This window comes from Mesorhizobium sp. B2-3-12, from assembly GCF_006442205.1.
In the GTDB taxonomy this organism is placed as follows: Bacteria; Pseudomonadota; Alphaproteobacteria; order Rhizobiales; family Rhizobiaceae; genus Mesorhizobium.
In genome coordinates this window covers 84,696-103,675 of record NZ_VFVR01000001.1, presented here as the reverse complement: position 1 = coordinate 103,675, position 18,980 = coordinate 84,696, and the positions used below count along the sequence as shown (strand labels likewise).

General features: G+C 62.2%; 19 protein-coding genes, 1 tRNA gene and 1 pseudogene. 11 read left to right on the top strand and 10 right to left on the bottom strand.

Annotation, left to right across the window (positions count from 1 at the left end):
- Positions 1-9 precede the first annotated feature (9 nt).
- Positions 10-1,077, top strand: coding sequence for a BMP family ABC transporter substrate-binding protein (locus tag FJ948_RS00595; protein WP_140701204.1), 1,068 nt, complete (start codon positions 10-12; stop codon positions 1,075-1,077).
- Positions 1,078-1,153: 76 nt separating this feature from the next.
- Here the strand turns inward: FJ948_RS00595 and rimO are convergent, their stop codons facing one another.
- From rimO to FJ948_RS00565, 6 genes are all read right to left on the bottom strand, one after another.
- Entirely contained in the window at positions 1,154-2,467 is a 1,314-nt protein-coding gene (gene rimO / locus FJ948_RS00590) for a 30S ribosomal protein S12 methylthiotransferase RimO (RefSeq protein WP_127872422.1), read from the bottom strand.
- A 156-nt stretch (positions 2,468-2,623) separates the two neighbouring features.
- On the bottom strand, positions 2,624-3,310 hold the full coding sequence (locus FJ948_RS00585) for a TerC family protein (protein WP_140701202.1): 687 nt from the start codon (positions 3,308-3,310) through the stop codon (positions 2,624-2,626).
- A gap of 184 nt (positions 3,311-3,494) precedes the next feature.
- Positions 3,495-3,902, bottom strand: coding sequence for a DUF930 domain-containing protein (locus FJ948_RS00580; RefSeq protein ID WP_181173525.1), 408 nt, complete (start codon positions 3,900-3,902; stop codon positions 3,495-3,497).
- A gap of 56 nt (positions 3,903-3,958) precedes the next feature.
- Entirely contained in the window at positions 3,959-4,657 is a 699-nt protein-coding gene (locus FJ948_RS00575; RefSeq protein WP_140701200.1) for a DUF2161 domain-containing phosphodiesterase, read from the bottom strand.
- Positions 4,658-4,753: 96 nt separating this feature from the next.
- Complete coding sequence (locus FJ948_RS00570; RefSeq protein ID WP_140701198.1) at positions 4,754-5,560, bottom strand: alpha/beta hydrolase; 807 nt, start codon at positions 5,558-5,560, stop codon at positions 4,754-4,756.
- A gap of 114 nt (positions 5,561-5,674) precedes the next feature.
- Entirely contained in the window at positions 5,675-6,541 is an 867-nt protein-coding gene (locus tag FJ948_RS00565) for a sterol desaturase family protein (RefSeq protein ID WP_140701196.1), read from the bottom strand.
- A gap of 335 nt (positions 6,542-6,876) precedes the next feature.
- Between FJ948_RS00565 and FJ948_RS00560 the strand changes: the two genes are divergently transcribed.
- The gene (locus FJ948_RS00560; RefSeq protein WP_140701194.1) at positions 6,877-7,110 is read left to right on the top strand and encodes a hypothetical protein; all 234 of its coding nucleotides are present in this window, start codon (positions 6,877-6,879) and stop codon (positions 7,108-7,110) included.
- Positions 7,111-7,128: 18 nt separating this feature from the next.
- On the opposite strand, the gene FJ948_RS00555 is transcribed toward FJ948_RS00560, so the two are convergent.
- The 3 genes from FJ948_RS00555 to FJ948_RS00545 all read right to left on the bottom strand — a co-directional run bounded on the left by FJ948_RS00555 (position 7,129) and on the right by FJ948_RS00545 (position 7,867).
- Positions 7,129-7,344: a hypothetical protein gene (locus FJ948_RS00555; RefSeq protein WP_140701192.1), complete on the bottom strand. Its 216-nt coding sequence runs from the start codon at positions 7,342-7,344 to the stop codon at positions 7,129-7,131.
- 58 nt (positions 7,345-7,402) lie between these two features.
- Positions 7,403-7,645 carry a hypothetical protein gene (locus FJ948_RS00550; protein WP_224691632.1) on the bottom strand — a complete coding sequence of 81 codons (243 nt, stop codon included), beginning with the start codon at positions 7,643-7,645 and terminating at the stop codon, positions 7,403-7,405.
- 132 nt (positions 7,646-7,777) lie between these two features.
- Positions 7,778-7,867: transfer RNA gene (locus FJ948_RS00545), tRNA-Ser, on the bottom strand.
- A 269-nt stretch (positions 7,868-8,136) separates the two neighbouring features.
- Here FJ948_RS00545 and FJ948_RS00540 point away from each other — a divergent pair.
- From FJ948_RS00540 to FJ948_RS00500, 9 genes and pseudogenes are all read left to right on the top strand, one after another.
- A complete protein-coding gene (locus FJ948_RS00540) occupies positions 8,137-9,360 on the top strand; it encodes a septal ring lytic transglycosylase RlpA family protein (protein WP_140701190.1) in 1,224 nt (407 codons plus the stop codon).
- 92 nt (positions 9,361-9,452) lie between these two features.
- Positions 9,453-10,616 carry a D-alanyl-D-alanine carboxypeptidase family protein gene (locus tag FJ948_RS00535; protein ID WP_140701188.1) on the top strand — a complete coding sequence of 388 codons (1,164 nt, stop codon included), beginning with the start codon at positions 9,453-9,455 and terminating at the stop codon, positions 10,614-10,616.
- Positions 10,617-10,696: 80 nt separating this feature from the next.
- On the top strand, positions 10,697-11,371 hold the full coding sequence (gene tmk / locus FJ948_RS00530) for a dTMP kinase (protein ID WP_140701186.1): 675 nt from the start codon (positions 10,697-10,699) through the stop codon (positions 11,369-11,371).
- Positions 11,368-12,423: a DNA polymerase III subunit delta' gene (locus tag FJ948_RS00525; protein WP_140701184.1), complete on the top strand. Its 1,056-nt coding sequence runs from the start codon at positions 11,368-11,370 to the stop codon at positions 12,421-12,423. The genes tmk and FJ948_RS00525 overlap by 4 nt, the downstream gene beginning before the upstream one ends.
- 83 nt (positions 12,424-12,506) lie before the next feature.
- A complete protein-coding gene (metG, locus tag FJ948_RS00520) occupies positions 12,507-14,060 on the top strand; it encodes a methionine--tRNA ligase (RefSeq protein WP_140701182.1) in 1,554 nt (517 codons plus the stop codon).
- On the top strand, positions 14,060-14,860 hold the full coding sequence (locus tag FJ948_RS00515) for a TatD family hydrolase (protein WP_140701180.1): 801 nt from the start codon (positions 14,060-14,062) through the stop codon (positions 14,858-14,860). Before metG ends, FJ948_RS00515 begins: the two co-directional genes overlap by 1 nt.
- Positions 14,857-15,678: an MBL fold metallo-hydrolase gene (locus tag FJ948_RS00510; protein ID WP_140701178.1), complete on the top strand. Its 822-nt coding sequence runs from the start codon at positions 14,857-14,859 to the stop codon at positions 15,676-15,678. Before FJ948_RS00515 ends, FJ948_RS00510 begins: the two co-directional genes overlap by 4 nt.
- Positions 15,679-15,992: 314 nt before the next feature.
- Positions 15,993-16,511, top strand: a pseudogene (locus FJ948_RS00505) (dihydrofolate reductase family protein); the annotation flags it as partial.
- A 146-nt stretch (positions 16,512-16,657) separates the two neighbouring features.
- A complete protein-coding gene (locus FJ948_RS00500) occupies positions 16,658-17,569 on the top strand; it encodes an agmatinase (RefSeq protein ID WP_140701174.1) in 912 nt (303 codons plus the stop codon).
- Between the two features lie 342 nt (positions 17,570-17,911).
- Here the strand turns inward: FJ948_RS00500 and FJ948_RS00490 are convergent, their stop codons facing one another.
- Complete coding sequence (locus tag FJ948_RS00490; RefSeq protein ID WP_140702164.1) at positions 17,912-18,793, bottom strand: aldose 1-epimerase family protein; 882 nt, start codon at positions 18,791-18,793, stop codon at positions 17,912-17,914.
- Positions 18,794-18,980: the final 187 nt, after the last annotated feature.

The window sequence follows — 18,980 nt, the reverse complement described above, 5'->3', positions numbered from 1 at the left end:
GGTAACACAATGAAAAAACTGCTTATTGCCCTGATGACCACGACCGCTGCAATGTCGCTGGCGGTGTCCGCGGAGGCTGCCGACAAGTTGAAGGCCTGCTGGGTCTATACCGGTCCGATCGGCGATTTCGGCTACTCCTATCAGCATGACCAGGGCCGGCTCGAAGTCGAGAAGGCGCTCGGCGACAAGGTCGAGACCGCCTATCTGGAGAACGTCTCCGAAGGCCCCGACGCCGACCGTGCCTTCGAGCGCCTGGCGCGCGAAGGCTGCAAGATTATCTTCGGCACCTCGTTCGGTTTCATGGACGCCGAAGTGAAGGTCGCCAAGAAGTTTCCCAAGGTGATGTTCGAGCATGCTACCGGCTACAAGACGGGGGACAATCTCGGCATCTACAATGCGCGCTTCTATGAGGGCCGCTACGTGCTTGGCCAGATCGCCGCCAAGGAATCGAAGTCCGGCGTCGCCGGTTACATCGTTTCCTTCCCGATCCCGGAAGTGGTGATGGGCATCAATTCCTTCATGCTCGGCGCGCAATCGATCAATCCGAACTTCAAGGCCAAGATCGTCTGGGTGAACTCGTGGTTCGATCCGGGCAAGGAAGCCGATGCCGCCAAGGCGCTGTTCGACCAGGGCGCCGACATCATCGTCCAGCACACCGACTCGACCGCTGCCCTGCAGGTGGCCGAAGAGCGCAAGCTGCACGGCTTCGGCCAGTCGTCCGACATGATCAAGTTCGCGCCGAACGCGCAGCTGACATCGCTGACCGACGAATGGGGTCCGTATTACATCAGCCGCGTACAGGCCGCCATCGACGGCAGTTGGAAGCCGGATAATGTCTGGCTCGGCATCAAGGACGGCGCGGTCAAGCTCGCGCCCTACACCAACATGCCCGACGACGTGAAGGCGATGGCCGAAGCCACCGAAAAGAAGATCGCCGGCGGCTGGAACCCCTTCACCGGACCGATCGCCAAGCAAGACGGCTCGGCGTGGCTGAAGGATGGCGAGGTCGCCGATGACGGCACGCTGCTCGGCATGAATTTTTACGTCAAGGGCGTCGACGACAAGCTGCCGCAGTAAGGCGGCACTTCACATTCCGAATAGGAAAGGGCGCCGCGAGGCGCCCTTTTCATTGCCTGGAGAATCGACGGACAGCTCAGACAGCCGAGCCGTAGAGGTCGTAGGCGTCGGCGCGCTCGATCTTGACGGTAACGATGTCGCCGGCGCGCATCGGCCGGCGCGACTGGATGTGAACCGAGCCATCGATCTCGGGCGCGTCATATTTGGTGCGGCCCTTCGCCGACGTGCCATGCGCCTCGTCGATCAGCACTGGCAGGCGCTTGCCGACCTTCCTGGCCAGTTGCGTCGCCGAAATCTTCTGCTGGCGCTGCATGAAGCGATGCCAGCGCGCTTCCTTGACCTCCTGCGGCACCTGCTCGAGCCCGAGATCGTTGGAGCGGGCGCCCCTGACCGGCTCGTATTTGAAGCAGCCGGCACGGTCGATTTTCGCCTCGTCCAGCCAGTCGAGCAGCATCTCGAAATCGTCGTCCGTTTCGCCGGGGAAGCCGACGATGAAGGTCGAGCGGATGGCGAGATCGGGGCACACGTCGCGCCAGCCGCGGATGCGTTCGAGCGTTTTTTCGCCATGCGCCGGACGCCGCATGTTCTTCAGCACCTGCGGCGAGGCATGCTGGAACGGGATGTCGAGATAGGGGAGGATCTTGCCGTCGGCCATCAGCGGGATGACGTCGGCGACATGGGGGTAGGGGTAGACATAGTGCATGCGCACCCAGATCCCGAGCTTGCCCAGTTCCTCTGACAAATCGAGGAACTTCGCCCGCACTTCACGGTCGCCGAACATCGACGTCTGGTACTTGATATCGATGCCGTATGCGCTGGTGTCCTGCGAGATGACGAGCAGTTCCTTGACGCCGGCCTTGGCCAGTTTCTCGGCTTCGCGCAGCACATCGGCCGCCGGCCGCGAAACGAGATCGCCGCGCAGAGCCGGAATGATGCAGAAGGTGCAACGGTTGTTGCAGCCTTCCGATATCTTCAAATAGGCGTAGTGGCGCGGCGTCAGCTTGACGCCCTGCGGGGGCAGGAGGTCGATATAGGGATCGTGTGAGGGAGGCGCCGCCTCATGCACGGCTGCCATTACGCTTTCGTAGGCCTGTGGCCCGGTGATCGCCAGCACGTTGGGGTGCTTTTCGCGGATCACGTCCGGCTCGGCGCCGAGGCAGCCGGTGACGATGACCCTGCCGTTTTCCGAAAGCGCGGAGCCGATGGCGTTGAGCGACTCGTCGCGGGCGGAATCGAGAAAACCACAGGTGTTGACGACGACGAGGTCGGCGCCATCATGCTTGCGCGCGATCTCGTAGCCCTCGGCCCGCAAACGCGTGATAATGCGCTCGGAATCGACAAGGGCTTTGGGGCATCCGAGACTGACGAAGCTGACGCGCGGGGCGGACATGGGCGATTTTCCAATGGACGCGTACCCGAACACCGATCCGGCGAGCAGTCTCAACATATAACGGTTTGCATGGCTCCTGGCAGGAGCTCAATTCGGGCGGCGCAATAGCACGGCTTGCCCAATCAGGCAAACGGAGCCCGCGCGCCAGCCAGTATCTCAGTGTCCGCTTGACCCGAACCACGGTGACAGGAAGGCGAAATGCTCGGGAAATTGCTGCACGGCCCCGTCCAGCAGCATCTTGACCGCGACATAGAGGATGATCACCAGGCCGATATAGGCAATCCAGCGGTATTTGTGCAGCAGGCGCGCGACGAACGACGCGGCAAAGCCCATCAATGCGATCGACAGCGCCAGGCCCACAATCAGCACCGTCGGGTGGTTCATCGCCGCGCCCGCCACGGCGAGCACATTGTCGAGCGACATCGAGACGTCGGCGATGACGATCTGCCAGGCGGCCTGTGAGAAGGTCTTGCTTGGCCCCTTGCCGCCAACGACTCCATCCTTGTTGAAGTCGCCGTTCGACAGCGCCTCAGTGGCGTCGCGCTCGTCGTCGTGGCTGACACGCAATTCGCGCCACATCTTCCAGCAAACCCACAGCAGAAGCAGGCCGCCGCCGATAAGCAGCATCGGCCCGATGGTCAGCAGCCATTGCGTGATCAGGGCGAAGAAAATGCGGAGAACCGTGGCGGCCGCGATGCCGACAAGAATGGCGCGTTGGCGTTGGCTGGCCGGCAGACCAGCCGCGGCGAGGCCGATGACGATGGCATTGTCGCCCGCCAGCGCAAGGTCGATGGCGATGACCTGAAGGAGAGCCGAAAAACCAGCGGCGGTAAATATTTCCATCGACCTGGAAGCCCTTCGTGGAGTGTTCGTCGTCGATCGTCCGAACGGGCCTAAAGGCACGGTCCGCTGGCGTCAAGTCGCAGCTACGGACAACGCCGGAAAACCATTTTGGTGGCAGTGGAATTACAGGGGATTTTCAACAACCCTGGCGGCAAGCCAAATGTCGGCGCAGGCCAGCGAAAAACTAATCGTAGAGATTGTACTTCGCCCAGTCGGCTTCCGGAATCTCATCGCCGATGCGGTAGCGCAGTTGCAGGACTTCCATATGGTCCGGCCCCGTCTGGCATTTGAATTTCAGCCGGTACCACTGTCCCTTGCTGCGGAACGCCGCACCGGGGCTTCGGATCGCGTCGGCGCTCATCTCAGGCGTCGCGAAGGCGTAGGCGACGACGCGGTCAGCCTTGAACTTGCGATCATCATGGGTGATCCGGTCCAGGATTTCGGCATCGCAACGCTGCTCGAGGCGGGTCTGCGGATCAAGTTTCATCAGTCCGGCGCGCAAGGCATTGTCCATCGCACTGGCCGGAAAAGCCAGCGTCAGCGACGCGATGGCCATCATGCAGAGTGTCTTCATGGGCGCGACAAGCAGCATGTTTTGTCTGAAAAATCAACCAACGGGGGCGGTTCATGCTCCCCAAACCCCGGCATTCAGAGGTCCGGCGCAATCAAAATCTCGTGTCGGGCCTCATCGTGCGGGACCTGCGGCCAACGAAGCAGCGAGGCGCGGCCGGCATCCGTGAGATCATAGAGACCGCGCTCGACCCTGGCGAACCAGCCATAGACATTGTGCTGCAGAATCTTCGGCGCGATCGGCGTCACGACTTTCAGATCGCGCGGCCGTTTGGGGCCGTCGACAAGCGCGGCGGCACAGGCGAGGGCACTTTGCCGGTAAGCGGTCATGATCGGATTGCGCGATCCGCCGCCGGCCACCGGATCGCCGCGACGACGCTGGTGCTCGTCAACGAGGCGAGAACGCCGTCGCGCATTCTTACGCGGCGCCAAGGCGATCGGACTGAGAAGCACTTCGACCCGATCATTGGCGGTTACGCCAATCAAGCCGAAGCCGAGCCGGCGGCAAAGGTTGCGGAACCTGGCATCGCTTTCGCGCCCTTTACCTCGCGCCGACATGCGCGCCGCCAGCCACACTTCATCGCAGGCAGCCGCGCGGTCGACGCCCTGCAGAACCAGTTCGAGGTTGAACTGCAGCTTCAGCTCGCAGATGACGACGATCGGCGGCTCCCCGTCGCGCAACGCGACGATATCGCAGCCGCCGATTTCCCCTTTCACGACGAAGTCGAGATTTTCGAGGAACCGCTTCACCGGCGCATAGAGTGAGGTCTCGTTCATATCGCAAGATCTAGCCGATTCGGCGTGAAAAGCCCCCCCGGAGATGGTGGCGCGCGCCCGCCAGAGCGGGAATTCAGGAACGCTGTGTGGCGGGGCTCAAGGATGAATTTTTTCGACGAAAGCCAACAGCACGCGGTTAAACTGTTCGGGACGCTGCAAGGGCGCGAAATGACTGACGTCGGCCAGCATGATCAATTCCGATGCCGGTATGCTGCGAGCCAGATAGGTGGCGTGCTCGTCCTTGATAAACTCGTCGTGCTCGCTTTGGACGACCGCAACGGGCACGCGGATCTTTCCCAGTTCGGCCGCGTAATAGTTGGGTTCGCTCTTCATCATCAGGCCGACAGCTTCGACAAACGCATCGAATTGACCTGGGGTGGCCGACAGCTCGGCATAGTCCTTTTTGTGCCGGCCGAAACACCGCTCGATGACGGGATTGGCCTCGAAGTCCTTGGTCCCGCTGGGATCCATATTGCAACCGAAGAAGAACACACCCGCGATGCGATCGGCGGCCTTCATGCCAAGGATCAGGGCAACGCAGGCGCCATCACTCCACCCCGCCGCGATAGCCTTGTTCAGTTGCAGGCGATCCATCACCGCCAGGACGTCCGAAGCCATCAGTTCGTATTTGTACGGCCGCTCGTCGCGGGTGCTGCGTCCATGGCCTCGGCTGTCGATGGTGATGACCTGATAGCCGTGCCTGACCAATGCGGGGACCTGAAATCCCCAATTGCCGCTATGGCCGAGGCCGCCATGCAACAGGATCACGGGATAACCCGTCCCAAACGTCGCATACCAGATTTTCGCACCATCGTGCTCCACCTGGTCTTGCTCCGTAGCGACCGGCAAAGGGGCAGCGCCATGCGCTTCGAATTTCTTGAGGTCGTCGTCGCGATAATCCATGCCGTACAGCCTCGTGGCAAATACACCGGGCCTACATTTATTGCTGGCACCCGCCGAGACCACCCGCGAGGGAATCTCTCCTGCCATTGGTCGACACGAGGGCGAGATTGTTGCCTAACCGCCGATATTGACCGCGCTTGTCGCCGCCTGATCCTGGCTGTTTCGCGGAGGCTGGCTTTCATGGAGGGCTTCGCTGTCCGGCATTGCCGGATTCGGTCGTTTCTTGCGGGGGCGCAGCGGATAGCCGATCTGTCCGAAGTAGCTGGAGGGCACTGGATCATCGACGCCATACTTTTCGGGCACCTTATTGCCGGTGGCATTGTACGTGCCGAAAACCACGTCGAGGAAGGGCAACTGTCCGGCGAAGTTCTTGTCATAGGCTTCGCGCTGGTTGGCGTGGTGCCAGCGATGGAACTGCGGGCTGGCGATCAGCCATTTCAAGGGGCCGAACGGAATGCGCAAGTTCGAATGAACAAGCAGCGTGTGCCAGAAGTAGATGGCGGAAAACACGGCGATCGAGGTTTCGGAGAAGCCGAGAAAAAAGATCGGTGTCAGCGAAATAGCCTTCGTGAGCAGGGCGTCGACGGGATGAGAGTGGAATGCACCGAGCCAATCCAGTTCCTCGATGCCGTGATGAACCGCATGGAACTTCCAAAGCGCGGGGATTTCGTGAAACGCACGGTGTGCCCAGTAGACGCCGATATCGGTGATCAGGATGATTTCGGCGACCTGCAGCCAGATGGGCTGGCCGCCGACCGCTTGCGTTATCGATTGCGGGACCAGCATCGCGGCGGCTTCGAGCGTGTTGGCCGCGATCAGGATTATTGCCGCTTTTATGACGAGGCCGTTGAACAGCACATAGATCAAGTCCACGCCCAGGCCCTTGCGCAGGATCTTCTGCGGCCGCTCGGCAAACAGATGCTCGAACGGAATGAAGATCAGCGCACAGATCAACAGCCCCTTGATGCCAAAGATATCCATTCGACCGCTTCTATCGCCTTGCCTTTGGCCAGCGCCACTCGCGCTTCAGCTTTCCGACAGAACCACATGTCTCCTTTCCAAAGGCTTGACGCAGGCCGCCAGGGTCGCGCCCGCGAGGCTGGTCATGAGACAAAGGCGCTCGCCGGTGTCACATCCTTGTCGCAACCCGACGCTATCTGGTCGGCGCGCGCTTGATGAACGCAGCGAAACGCGCGTCCTCCCAGGACTAACCCTGCCGGTCCCTGCCGGTGGGGTTTTTCATTTCGAGAACCATATTGTCGGTCGCGAGTTGTCCTTGCTATTGTGGCACTACGGTCAGCACAGGAACGCCCATCATGGACGCAACTGAAATGAGTGCGATCGGCGACACCCTCATGAGGATCGTCACGCCCGACATGTCTCCCAAGCAGCTTGTCAAAGCTGCCCGGAAGGCCCACCCCAAGGCCTCGAAGAAGGATATTGCGAGAGCGGCCTTCTTCTCGATCATCGCAAACGCCGATCAGGATATCGGCAAGGCCAGGAACCTGCAGGCATTTGCCATCGCGGAACGCACACAGCAGTCCGATTGAGCAGGTCGGGGCCTTGGCTTATCCCGGCTGCTCAGGGTGGCGGGGCCTTCTCAGTGATAAATGGCCGACCATACGCAATCCAACCAGCATGATCGCCATGGCGACGGCACAGATGCCGACTCCGCGCCGAAGTGAGGCCGTCAGCCCCTGCCTTTCGTACGACATTTGCGGATCGGCATTGAAATCCTCTTGTATTTGGCGCTCGATCTTTTTCAGCAGCTCGGCTTCCGACACCTCTAGCCCCTGTCGCCGTCAGATGAATTGATACCGCGAACGCTTGCGGCTTCTGCTGCTAGCCCTTTATTGATCCGCCGTCATGGCGATGAGTTTCCGGGCCTGGACGCGCTTTACGCAGTGAGCGGGGAAAATCCGGCCAGGTGGCCTTCGCGCAGTCTTTCGCGGTGGCGATAGGTTCATCGGGCGGAACGTTCGATGCCTGCGTGGACGCCGATGAAAAAAGCAGCGTTTGGGTGGTCAATGCCGAGACGGCGGCGACTTGTATGAGGAGCGCGGCGAAGGCGATATTTTTGAGCATGCGCGACAACGCGCCTACCTGTACAACGTTCCAGCCAGTGGGCTTGGGGCTTTCTTACCGATTTCCCGGGCCAGGTAACGGCTACGTCACAAGCGCAAATAGCCGTCTTGGGGCAATTGAAGTACATGGTTCTGGCGGAGGGAGTGGGATTCGAACCCACGGTGAACTTGCGCCCACGCCGGTTTTCAAGACCGGTGCCTTAAACCGCTCGGCCATCCCTCCGTTGACTGCCGGCCACTGCTCTAGTGTGCCCGGCAAAGGCCTGTCAACCGGTTGCATCAAGCGCGGGGTCTCGGGGGGACCCGAGGACTGGACAAGCTGCGTCACAATCTTGCCCGGTTCCGGCCACAATCGATTAATACCGTGATAAACAATTCCTGCGCACAAAGGATCGGGGTCCAAGACGTCGTTGACATTGTCGAGTGAGCCCTTGGCGCCTCCGGTGGTCGGATACGACGTCGTTTGGTAGAGACTTTAGGGGGCATTCAAGAATGCAGGCTGTGACGCATCCGCGTCTTCGTCGCGTTGCAACGGTTGCGTTGCTTGCGGCGTCGGCTGCATTGCTTGCCGCTTGCGCGTCGCAGCCCGAGCCGAAAGGCATGGTCTACAAGAAGACCCGCTCCAAGGAATATTTCGCCGAGACGGAATATGGCGTGAAGGCCAGCCCGCGCGTTGCCTTCATGCGGCGCGGCGGCGGCCGCGACCAGCTTGGCAAGCCCTATCAGGTGCGCGGCAAGTGGTATTATCCCAAGGAAGACAAGAAGTACGCCAAGGTGGGCCTGGCCTCGTGGTATGGCGATGCCTTTCATGGCCGGCTGACCGCCAATGGCGAAGTCTATGACACGGCACAACTGACGGCGGCGCATCCGACCATGCCGCTGCCCAGCTATGCCCGCGTCACCAACCTCGAAACCGGCAGTTCGGTCATCGTGCGCGTCAACGACCGCGGCCCCTATCACGAGGGCCGCATCATCGACGTCTCGGAGCGGGCGGCGCAGATGCTCGACTATGACAAGGTCGGCACCGCGAAAGTGAAGGTCGAATATGTCGGCCGCGCACCGCTCGACGGCAATGACGACCAGTATTTGATGGCCTCCTACCATCCAGGCAACCGGATACCGGATCCATCGGATGGCTTGCCGACCGGCGTCATGGTGGCCATGAACGGACCGTCGCCAAGCCTTCCTGTCGGTGCTGCCGCCGTGCCGTTTCCAGGCCAGCTGACCGATGCCGGAGCCTCGGTGCAGGGACAGATGTCCGCGCAGTCGCCGGCCTTCGGCGATCTGCCGCTGCCCGATTTTGGACCGGTTGTGCCCGAGCGGCCGGAGATCGGCTTGCCGGCGCAATCGCCCTTTGCCATGGCATCGCTATCCTATGCCGATGAACGCGTCCATCGCGCGGATGTCTTTGCCGCGCTGGACGACAGCGGCATGTCGCCCGCCGACATACTGCGGTCGTGGAAAAAGACCAGCCGCCAAGCGGCGCCGTCCAGCTCCGACTATGTCGCCGCCGGCACGTTCGACGATGCCGCCGAAGCCAAGCGTGTGGCCTCGGCACTGAAGCCCTTCGGCAGAATAGAAATCCAGCGGTCCGATCTCGACGGCAATGACTGGTATGCGGTCAACCTCTATCCGGACGGTCATGGCGGCCTGGACGAGTTGCTTAAGGCGGCATGGTCGCATGGCGCGCCCGACGCGCTGGCCGTGCGCGACTGATCCAGATCCGGCCGCCGCCGGCAGTTGATCCGTCACCGAAAAAGCCCGATAGTTTCGGCACGCCGGAGGGGCCGGCCAACGGGTCGAATTTCATGCAGTTTCGCTTGCTTCCGCCTTTTGCCGTTTTTTTTCTCCTCAGCCTCCTGCTTACGCTTTCGCCAGCCCAAGCGCAGCTCTTCGAGACCAAGGCCGCGCAGGCCTTCATGATCGATGCCGACACCGGCACGGTGTTGTTTGCGAAAGATGCCGACAAACCCATTCCGCCGGCCTCGATGGCCAAGCTGATGACGATGGAAGTGGTTTTCAACGCCCTCAAGTCCGGGCGCCTCAAACTCGACGACACGTTCGTGGTCAGCGAGAACGCCTGGCGCAAAGGTGGCGCGCCATCGGGGACCTCGACGATGTTCGCCAAGCTCAAATCGGCGATCCGGATCGAGGACCTGATCCAGGGGGTGACCGTGCAGGCCGCCAATGACGGCTGCATCGTCATCGCCGAAGGCATGGCCGGATCCGAGGACAATTTTGCCGGAGAGATGACCGAACGCGCGCGCCAGATTGGCCTCAAGACGTCGACTTTCGTCAATTCGACCGGCTTGCCGGCCGATGGCCAGCAGACAAGCGTACGCGAACTGGCGCAACTCGGCCTGCATCTGTGGCGCGAATACCCGGATTTCTATCGGTATTACGGCTTGAAGGATTTCACCTGGAACAAGATCTCGCAGAGGAACCGCAACCCTCTGCTGACCATGGATATCGGCGCCGACGGCCTTGCTGTCGGCGCCAGCGAGACATCCGGCTTCGGCATCGTCGCTTCGGTCAGCCACGACGGCAAGCGGGTGGTCGCTGCAATGAGCGGGCTGGCCAATGACAAGGAGCGTGCCGAAGAGGCGCGCAAACTGCTCGATTGGGGCGTTCGTTCGTTCGAGAAGACCGAGATCTTCGCCAAGGATGAGGTGGTCGGGGAGGCGCAGGTCTTTGGCGGTGCGAAATCCGGCGTGACGTTGAAAGCAAAAGGTCCGATCGACATCTTCCTGCCGATCACCAACCGCGACAAGCTGACCGCCAGGATCGTCTACACCGGCCCGGTCGCAGCTCCCGTGGAGGAGGGGCAGCCGGTGGGGGCACTGCGCGTCTGGATTGGCGATACGCTCAGCCAGGAGACGCCGCTGTTCGCCGCCGAGTCGATCGGCGTCGGCACGTTGCCGCAACGCGCCTTCGATGCCGTCAAGGAGTTGGCGATCGGCTGGCTGCGATAGCACCTACGGCATGGATTTTTTCGCGAACGCGGACTATCTAGAGCGCAACAATCCACTCAAACACGAATAAAGGCCCTCGGTTGGCGCGCGGATTTTTCATCACCTTCGAAGGCGGCGAAGGCGCAGGCAAGTCGACACAGATCGAGCGACTGGCCAGAAAGATGCGTGCCAAGAAGTATGATGTGCTGCGCACGCGCGAACCGGGCGGCTCGCCGGGCGCCGAAGCGGTTCGGCATGTGCTGCTTTCGGGTGCCGCCGAACCGTTCGGGCCGAAAATGGAAGCACTGCTCTTCGCCGCCGCGCGTTCCGATCATGTCGAGCAGGTCATCCGGCCGGCGGTCGAACGCGGCTCGATCGTGCTTTGCGACCGCTTCCTCGATTCCTCGCGTGTCTATCAGGGCGTCACCGGCGGGATCGATCCGGCCTTCATGGCCATGCTGGAACAGGTCGCCATCAACGGCATGATGCCCGACATGACGCTGATCTTCGATATCGACCCGGCCGAGGGTTTGAGGCGCGCGACATTGCGGCGCGGCAGTGATGCCGATGCCGACCGCTTCGAAAAGGAGACGCTGGCCGTTCACCAGGCCCGCCGCGAAGCGTTCCTGACGATCGCTGCGGCCGAGCCGGAACGCTGCGTCGTCATCGATGCGTCCGCCGATCCGGACACGGTGGAGGACGTCGTCACCGCGGCCGTGTTCGCAGCGCTGGAGGCGAGGGCACCCGCGCGCAACAGGCAGGCCGCACCTGTATGATCTTCGAACGCATCGCGCCTGAACAACACGACACGCTGGACGGTGTGCCGGAACCTTCCGAAACGCCGCGTCTGGTCGGGCACGGCCAGGCCGCCGCCATGCTCGCCGCCGCCTATCGCGCGGGAAAGCTTCCGCACGCGCTGATCTTCGCCGGACCGGTCGGGATCGGCAAGGCGACGTTTGCCTTCCATCTCGCCCACCACCTTTTGAAGCATCCGGCCTTCGACCAGGCGCCAGGCAATCTTGCGGTACCCGATCCGGCCTCGCCGCTGTTTCGCCAGATCGCCACCGGGGCGCATCCAGGCGTGCTGCATCTGACCCGCCCGTTGAACGACAAGACCAAGAGCTTCAAGACCGTCGTCACCGTCGACGAAATCCGCAAGGTCAGCCGCTTCCTGTCGCTGACTTCGCACGACGGCAGCTACCGGGTGGTCATCGTCGATCCGGCCGACGACATGAATGCCAATGCGGCCAATGCCTTGCTGAAGAATCTCGAGGAGCCGCCGGCACGAACCCTGTTCATTCTCATCGTCCATGCGCCTGGCAGCCTGCTGCCGACGATCCGCTCGCGCTGCCAGGTGGTGCGGCTGACGCCGCTCGACGCCGACGAACTGATGGCGGTGCTGGAGACCGCGGAGCCGCCGCCGCCCGACGATCCGGCCGCGCGAGCCGCACTGGTCGAACGGGCAGGGGGAAGCGCCCGCAACGCGATCCTGTTGACGCAGTATGGCGGGCTGGAGATCGCGCAGACACTCGATGGCCTGGTGGCGACGGGTAAGGGCGATATTGGCCGCGCCTATCGCCTGGCCGAAGCCGTCGCGGGCAGAGACCAGGCGATCCAGTTCGACATCTTCAACCGTCGCGCACTGGACCTTCTGTCGGACGCGGCAAGCCAGGCGGCGCTGGCCGGCGACCTCGCAAGGGCGAAAACATTATCGGACACTTGGCACGAGGCGCTGGACGCGATATCTGAGACCGATACCTACAATCTCGACAAGAAGCAGCACGCCTTGACCATGATCGACCGCCTGAATTCTGCGATGCGAATGTGACGGTCCCCACGGGATGGCAATCGCCATTCCGATGCGATATCCACCGCCACGGCTTCCATTCAGACATTCATGACGGTTCATTCATGTCACGCGACACATTCTACATCACGACCGCGATTTCCTATCCGAACGGCAAGCCGCATATCGGCCATGCCTATGAGCTGATCGCCACCGACGCGCTTGCCCGCTTCCAGCGGCTCGACGGCAGAAAAGTCTTCTTCCTCACCGGCACCGACGAGCACGGCATCAAGATGCTGCAGACGGCCAAGCGCGAAGGCATTTCGGCGCGCGAATTGGCCGACCGTAATTCCGCCGAGTTCAAGCGCATGGCGACCGCGCTCAACGCCTCCAACGACGATTTCATCCGCACCACCGAGGAGCGGCATTACGCGGCGTCGCAGGCGATCTGGAAGGCGATGGCCGCCAATGGCGACATCTACAAGGGCGGCTATGCCGGCTGGTACTCGGTGCGCGACGAAGCCTATTACGGTGAGGAGGAAACCGAGGTCCGCCCCGACAATGTCCGCTACGGGCCACAGGGAACGCCGGTCGAATGGGTCGAGGAAGAGAGCTATTTCTTCCGCCTGTCGGCCTATCAGGACAAGCTCATCGCGCTTTATGAAAACCAGCCCGACTTCATCGGCCCGGCCGAGCGCCGCAACGAGGTCATGAGCTTCGTCAAGTCGGGGCTGAAGGATCTGTCGATCTCGCGCACCACCTTCGACTGGGGCGTGCCGGTGCCTGACGACGAAAAACACGTGATGTATGTGTGGGTCGACGCCTTGACAAATTACCTCACCGGTGTCGGCTATCCCGATGAAAAGGCTGATGATTGGCGTTTCTGGCCAGCCGATGCGCACATCATCGGCAAGGACATCGTGCGTTTCCACGCGGTGTACTGGCCGGCCTTCCTGATGTCGGCCGGCATTCCGCTGCCGAAGCGCGTTTTCGGCCATGGCTTCCTGTTCAACCGCGGCGAGAAGATGTCGAAGTCGGTCGGCAACGTCATCGACCCGTCCACCATGGTGGAGCATTACGGGCTCGACCAGGTGCGGTATTTCTTCCTGCGCGAAGTTCCATTCGGCCAGGACGGAAGCTACAGCCATGAAGCGATCGTCAACCGCACGAATGCGGATCTGGCCAACGGTCTCGGCAATCTGGCGCAACGCTCGCTGTCGATGATCGCCAAGAACTGCGGCGGCGTGGTGCCGAAGCGCGGCGATCTGACGGAAGCCGACAAGGCGATCCTGGATCAGGCGGTCGACGCCCTCGCCACCGCGCGCAACGCAATGGCCGAGCAAGGCATCCATCTGGCATTGGCGGCGATCTTCGGCGTGGTGGCGGAGGCCGACCGGTATTTCGCCGGACAGGAACCCTGGGCGTTGAAGAAAACCAACCCGGAGCGCATGGAAACGGTACTTTGGACGACGGCCGAAGTGGTGCGGCGCGTGGCGGTCCTGTGCCAGCCCTACATTCCGGGATCGGCCGGCAAGCTGCTCGATTTGCTGGCGGTGCCGGCGGACAATCGCGATTTCGTGCATGTCCATGCCGACCATGCGCTTGTGTCCGGGACGGCGCTGCCTGCGCCGGAGGGCGTGTTTCCGCGCTATGTCGAGCAGACGGACGCGAACGCCTGATGCTCGTCGACAGCCATTGTCATTTGGATTTTCCAGATTTTGCCGAAGAGCGGGCGGCCATTGTCGCCCGCGCCAAGGCGGCTGGTATCAGCCGGATGGTGACGATCTCGACGCGCGTGAAGCGGTTTCAGCAAATCCTTGAGATCGCTGAGACTTTCGACGAAGTCTATTGCTCGGTGGGCACCCATCCGCACAATGCGGCAGAAGAGCTCGACGTCACCACCGCCGATCTTGTCCGCCTGTCCGCTCATCCGAAGGTGGTGGCGATCGGTGAGGCCGGGCTCGACTATTTCTACGACAAGGCACCGCGCGACGCGCAGGCACGGGGTTTTCGCGCCCACATCGCCGCCGCCCGCGAAACCGGGCTGCCTCTCGTCATCCACTCGCGCGACGCCGACGACGACATGGCCGCCATTCTCGAGGACGAGACAGGGAAGGGCGCCTTCCCGTTCATCCTGCATTGTTTTTCCTCGGGACGGCGGCTCGCCGAGGTCGGCGTCTCGTTAGGCGGCTACGTGTCGTTCTCGGGTATCCTGACCTTCAAGAACTCGGTCGAATTGCGCGCCATCGCCGCCGATGTGCCGCATGACCGTTTGCTAGTCGAGACCGACGCGCCATATCTGGCGCCGGTGCCGTTTCGCGGCAAGCGCAACGAGCCGGCCTATGTCGCGCAGACCGCCAAGGTGCTGGCCGAGACAATCGGCGTCAGCGAGGCTGCAATCGCGGCAGTGACGACCGACAATTTCTTTCGGCTGTTTGGAAAAATGCCACGACCGGACCAGCGGGCGCTCGAGGCATGAGCGACCGGCTGCGCCTGACCATCCTCGGCTGCGGATCGTCGCCAGGCACGCCACGCATCACCGGCGACTGGGGCAATTGCGATCCCGCCAACCCCAGGAACCGGCGCATGCGCACGGCGGCACTTGTCGAGCGCATTGGTGCCAATGGCGGCCGTACCACGGTCGTCATCGACACCGGGCCGGATTTCCGCGAGCAGATGCTGATGGCTTCGGTCAGGCGCATCGATGGCGTGATCTACACGCATCCGCATGCCGACCACATCCACGGCATCGACGATCTGCGCGGCTATGTGCTGGAGCAGCGCCATCGCATCGACATCCATGCCGACGAGCCGACCATGCTGCGGCTGCGCGAGGCATTCGGCTATTGCTTCGAGACGCCGCCAGGCAGTTCCTATCCGCCGATCGTCGATGCCCACATCATCGATCATGCTAGGCCGGTCGTGATCGAAGGAGAGGGGGGTGCCCTCACCTTCGAGCCGCTGCCCCAGATCCATGGCGACATCATCTCGCTCGGCTTCCGCATCGGCGGCCTCGCTTACTGTCCCGATATCAGCGATTTTCCCAAGACCACCGCGGAACGGCTGCAAGGCCTCGACATGCTGGTCATCGACGCGCTGCAATACAACACGCATCCAAGCCATCTCTCGCTTGGCCAAGCGCTCAACTGGATCGCGGCGCTTTCGCCTGCGAAAGCGGTGCTGACCCACATGCACGTGCCGCTCGATTACACCGCCGTGATGACCGAGACGCCCGACAATGTCGAACCGGCCTATGATGGCATGGTGATAGAAATCCCATACGAGTCAGGACGATAGAGACAGCGGCTCGGGTAGTTTCAATTTGCCGTTCGAACGTTCGAGAACTCAAAGTCGTGAAGTGTGACTTGGAGTTCGAGACGCTTGCCGCCAATGGCCAAAACGCCGCCAATCCCCGATCCATGCCTCCGGGGTAGTTCCATAATATATGTTATGCGACTTATGGATGCAGGCGCAAAGTTAAAGGCGCGCGGCAGCAACAGCCCTCATCAGAAAAAATTGGGGCACGTGTCGGGCCGCTTCGGTTTCGTTCGTCTTGTAGGAGGATCGCCTGGATTGGTCCCGCATAGCTGACACGAGCGGAGATTTTGCACATGGCGAAGATCGTCTTCGGAATGAACGTGTCGCTGGACGGATACGTCGACCACGACAAATTCGCGCCTGATGCGGCGCTGTTTCGTCATTGGATCGAACACGTGCACGGGCTAACCGGCAGTTTGTACGGTCGCCATATGTACGAGATCATGCGCTACTGGGACGAAGACCGGCCTGAATGGACTCCGGATCTACGCGACTTTGCAGCGGCATGGCGGCGGCAGCCGAAATGGGTCGTGTCGCGCTCGCTGAAGTCTGTCGGCCCTAACGCCACACTTGTCGGGGATGACACGGAGGCTGCGGTGCGCAGGCTTAAAGATGAACTGCCGGGCGAGATTTCGGTTTCCGGACCAGGCCTGGCGGGAAGTTTGACCGAGCTTGTCGATGAATATCGACTTTACGTCCACCCCGTCGTACTCGGTCGCGGCAAGCCGTTTTTCGCCGCCCCCCGCCCGCGGCTGCGCCTCGTGGCCAGCGACCTGATCGGCGGAGACGTCATCAGGTTGACTTACGTTCCTGGTGGTTGCGTTCAGTTCATAAGAGACGAACTCGCCTGCCCGGGTCCATGCGGCGGGCGGTTTCGGCTGTGGAATCCGGCCGACGAACCAACTACCCTGCCCCAATCTGCTCACCGCGCTTCGGCTGGACGCAAAAGGCACAAGAAATGACCCCTCGACCTTCCTTTCTCGGCTTGCCTGATCGCCTAGCCGATGGCGTGACGCCTCGTGCGGTAATCTTCGGCGCTGGTCACGGCAGCACCTATCCCGGCAAGGACAGCAGCGCCTATGCCCTTGCCGCCGATGCTGTCCGTGGCGCGAGCCTTGACGATGCCGGGCTCGTCGAACACTGGGATTTCGACCTCGGCGGGCCGCTGTTTGACGGCAAGCCCAACTGTTGCATCGATGCCGGCGACATCCCGACGACCCTACATGACAATGCCGGCAATCGCGCCCGGATCGAGGCCAAGACACGCGAGATCCTGGCCTTGCCGGCTGTGCCAATCCTGCTTGGCGGCGACTGCTCGGTGACCATCCCCTTCCTCGCCGGTTTTGCGGACCAAGGTCCGGTATGGGTCCTGCAGATCGATGCCCATATCGACTGGCGCGACGAGGTGCATGGCGAGCGCTACGGCTATTCGAGCCCGATGCGGCGCGCCAGCGAGACGCCGCATGTCGCGGGCATGGTGCAGGTTGGTCTCCGCAGCGTCGGCAGCGCCCGCCTTGCGGAAATCGAAGCGGCACAACGCTACGGCAGCCGTTTCGTGACCGCCCGCGAGATCCACACCCAGGGTATCGAAGCCGCCCTGCGGCATATTCCGGAAGCAGCGCGGGTTGTCGTCACCCTAGATTTCGACAGCCTCGACCCTTCCATCATGCCGGGCGTGGCGGCGCGTACGCCAGGCGGCCTCACCTACACGCAACTGATCGACCTGATCGCCGGCCTTGGCAGGCGGGCCAAAATCGCCGGTTTCGACCTCGTCGAGTTCTATCCTCCCGCCGACATCGACAATCTGTCGGCGCTTACCGCCGCCCGGGCTCTCGTAAATGTGATCGGAACCATTGTTCGACGGGTTTGAAATCCGGCCTTTCCGTACTGAGCGATTGATGAATATTCAGGCAGTGCGACTGAAACGCGCTTGAGTTCATCGCGGCCCAACCGTCCGCTCGCCAGGGCGGTACGGCGAATGGAAACGCTGACGCGGGGCGTCTGCCGCTCGAGTTCGAGGCGTTTGGGGACGGCGTCGGCGGATGTCACGATGCCGCGCGCGACAAGCCCCTGCCCGCCTTCGTTCTCGCTGGCGAACAGGAAGACGACGTCACCCTCGGCGATGTGCTTGCCGCCATACATGGTTTTCTGGGCGGCGAAGACGAAGGCCTCCGACCGCGGGTCCCTCGGCCTTGATGGCATACGCCATGGCTTACGGTTTCCGGCTGAGGCGTATCCGGTAGTTCAGCACGCGCCGGGCGCCCGGCTCGATCAGCATGACACCCGGCTTGTCGGCGAAGTCGCCGTCGAAATCGACGGGGCTGGCGATGCCGTGCCAGGGCTCGATGCACAGGAACGGCGCGCCACCGGGTTTGGACCAGATGCCCAGTTCCTGAAATTCCTGCCATGAGACCTCGATCGCCGGGCCGTGATCGGCGCCGTAGCGAACACTGTGGCTGGCTGGGTTGTCCAGGATCACGGCATCCTCATCGAAGAGCCGCTCGGAGAGTTCGAGGGTATTGCCTTTGACAGGCGTCGGCTGCGCTGCCGGAAGCAGAAGGCCTTCCTTCAGGCGGCGGATTGGTGCCCGCTCTGGTTCGGCGAAGGTCAGCCGGTAGGCTTGCTTGGGCAATTCCGGCAGCAGCGGCCAGTTGAACGCCGGATGCGCCCCGATCGACGCCGGCATCGGCTCGTCGCCGGTGTTGGTGATCTCGAATCCTATGTCGAGTTGCCCCTCGCCCAGCGCATAGGTCACGGCAAGGCGAAATGCGAACGGGTAATGCGTTCGGGTCTCCGCGTCGTCGGTGAGCAGCAGGCTACAGGATCGCGAGCTCCTCTGCGCCCAAGCAAACGGCTTGTCGCGGGCGAAGCCGTGCTGCGTCATCGGATAGGTCTGGCCGCGATGGCGCAGTTGATCGCCCTTCAGCCGGCCGACGATCGGAAACAGCACCGGTGAATGGCGGCGCCATTCCGGGCCGGCCTGCCACAACAGCTCGCCGCCATCGGCATCGCGCAGGGAGACCAGTTCGGCGCCCTGCCCGACCACCGTCGCCGAGATGCCGTCGCCTTGAAGCGTGTAGCTGTCCTGTTGCATCCCGTCCTCGCGGCTGTGCGGCGTGGCTGGCACGCTAGCAAATGGTCGGGCGTGAACTCAAGGCGGCGGGCGTCGTTTGCATTTCACACAGTGGCGATGACCGTTGGTGGCGAGCTAGACGTCTTTCGAACGAAAATGGCCGGAGGTTCCCTCCGGCCACGCCAAGACTCAAAGCTGTTGCCTGCTA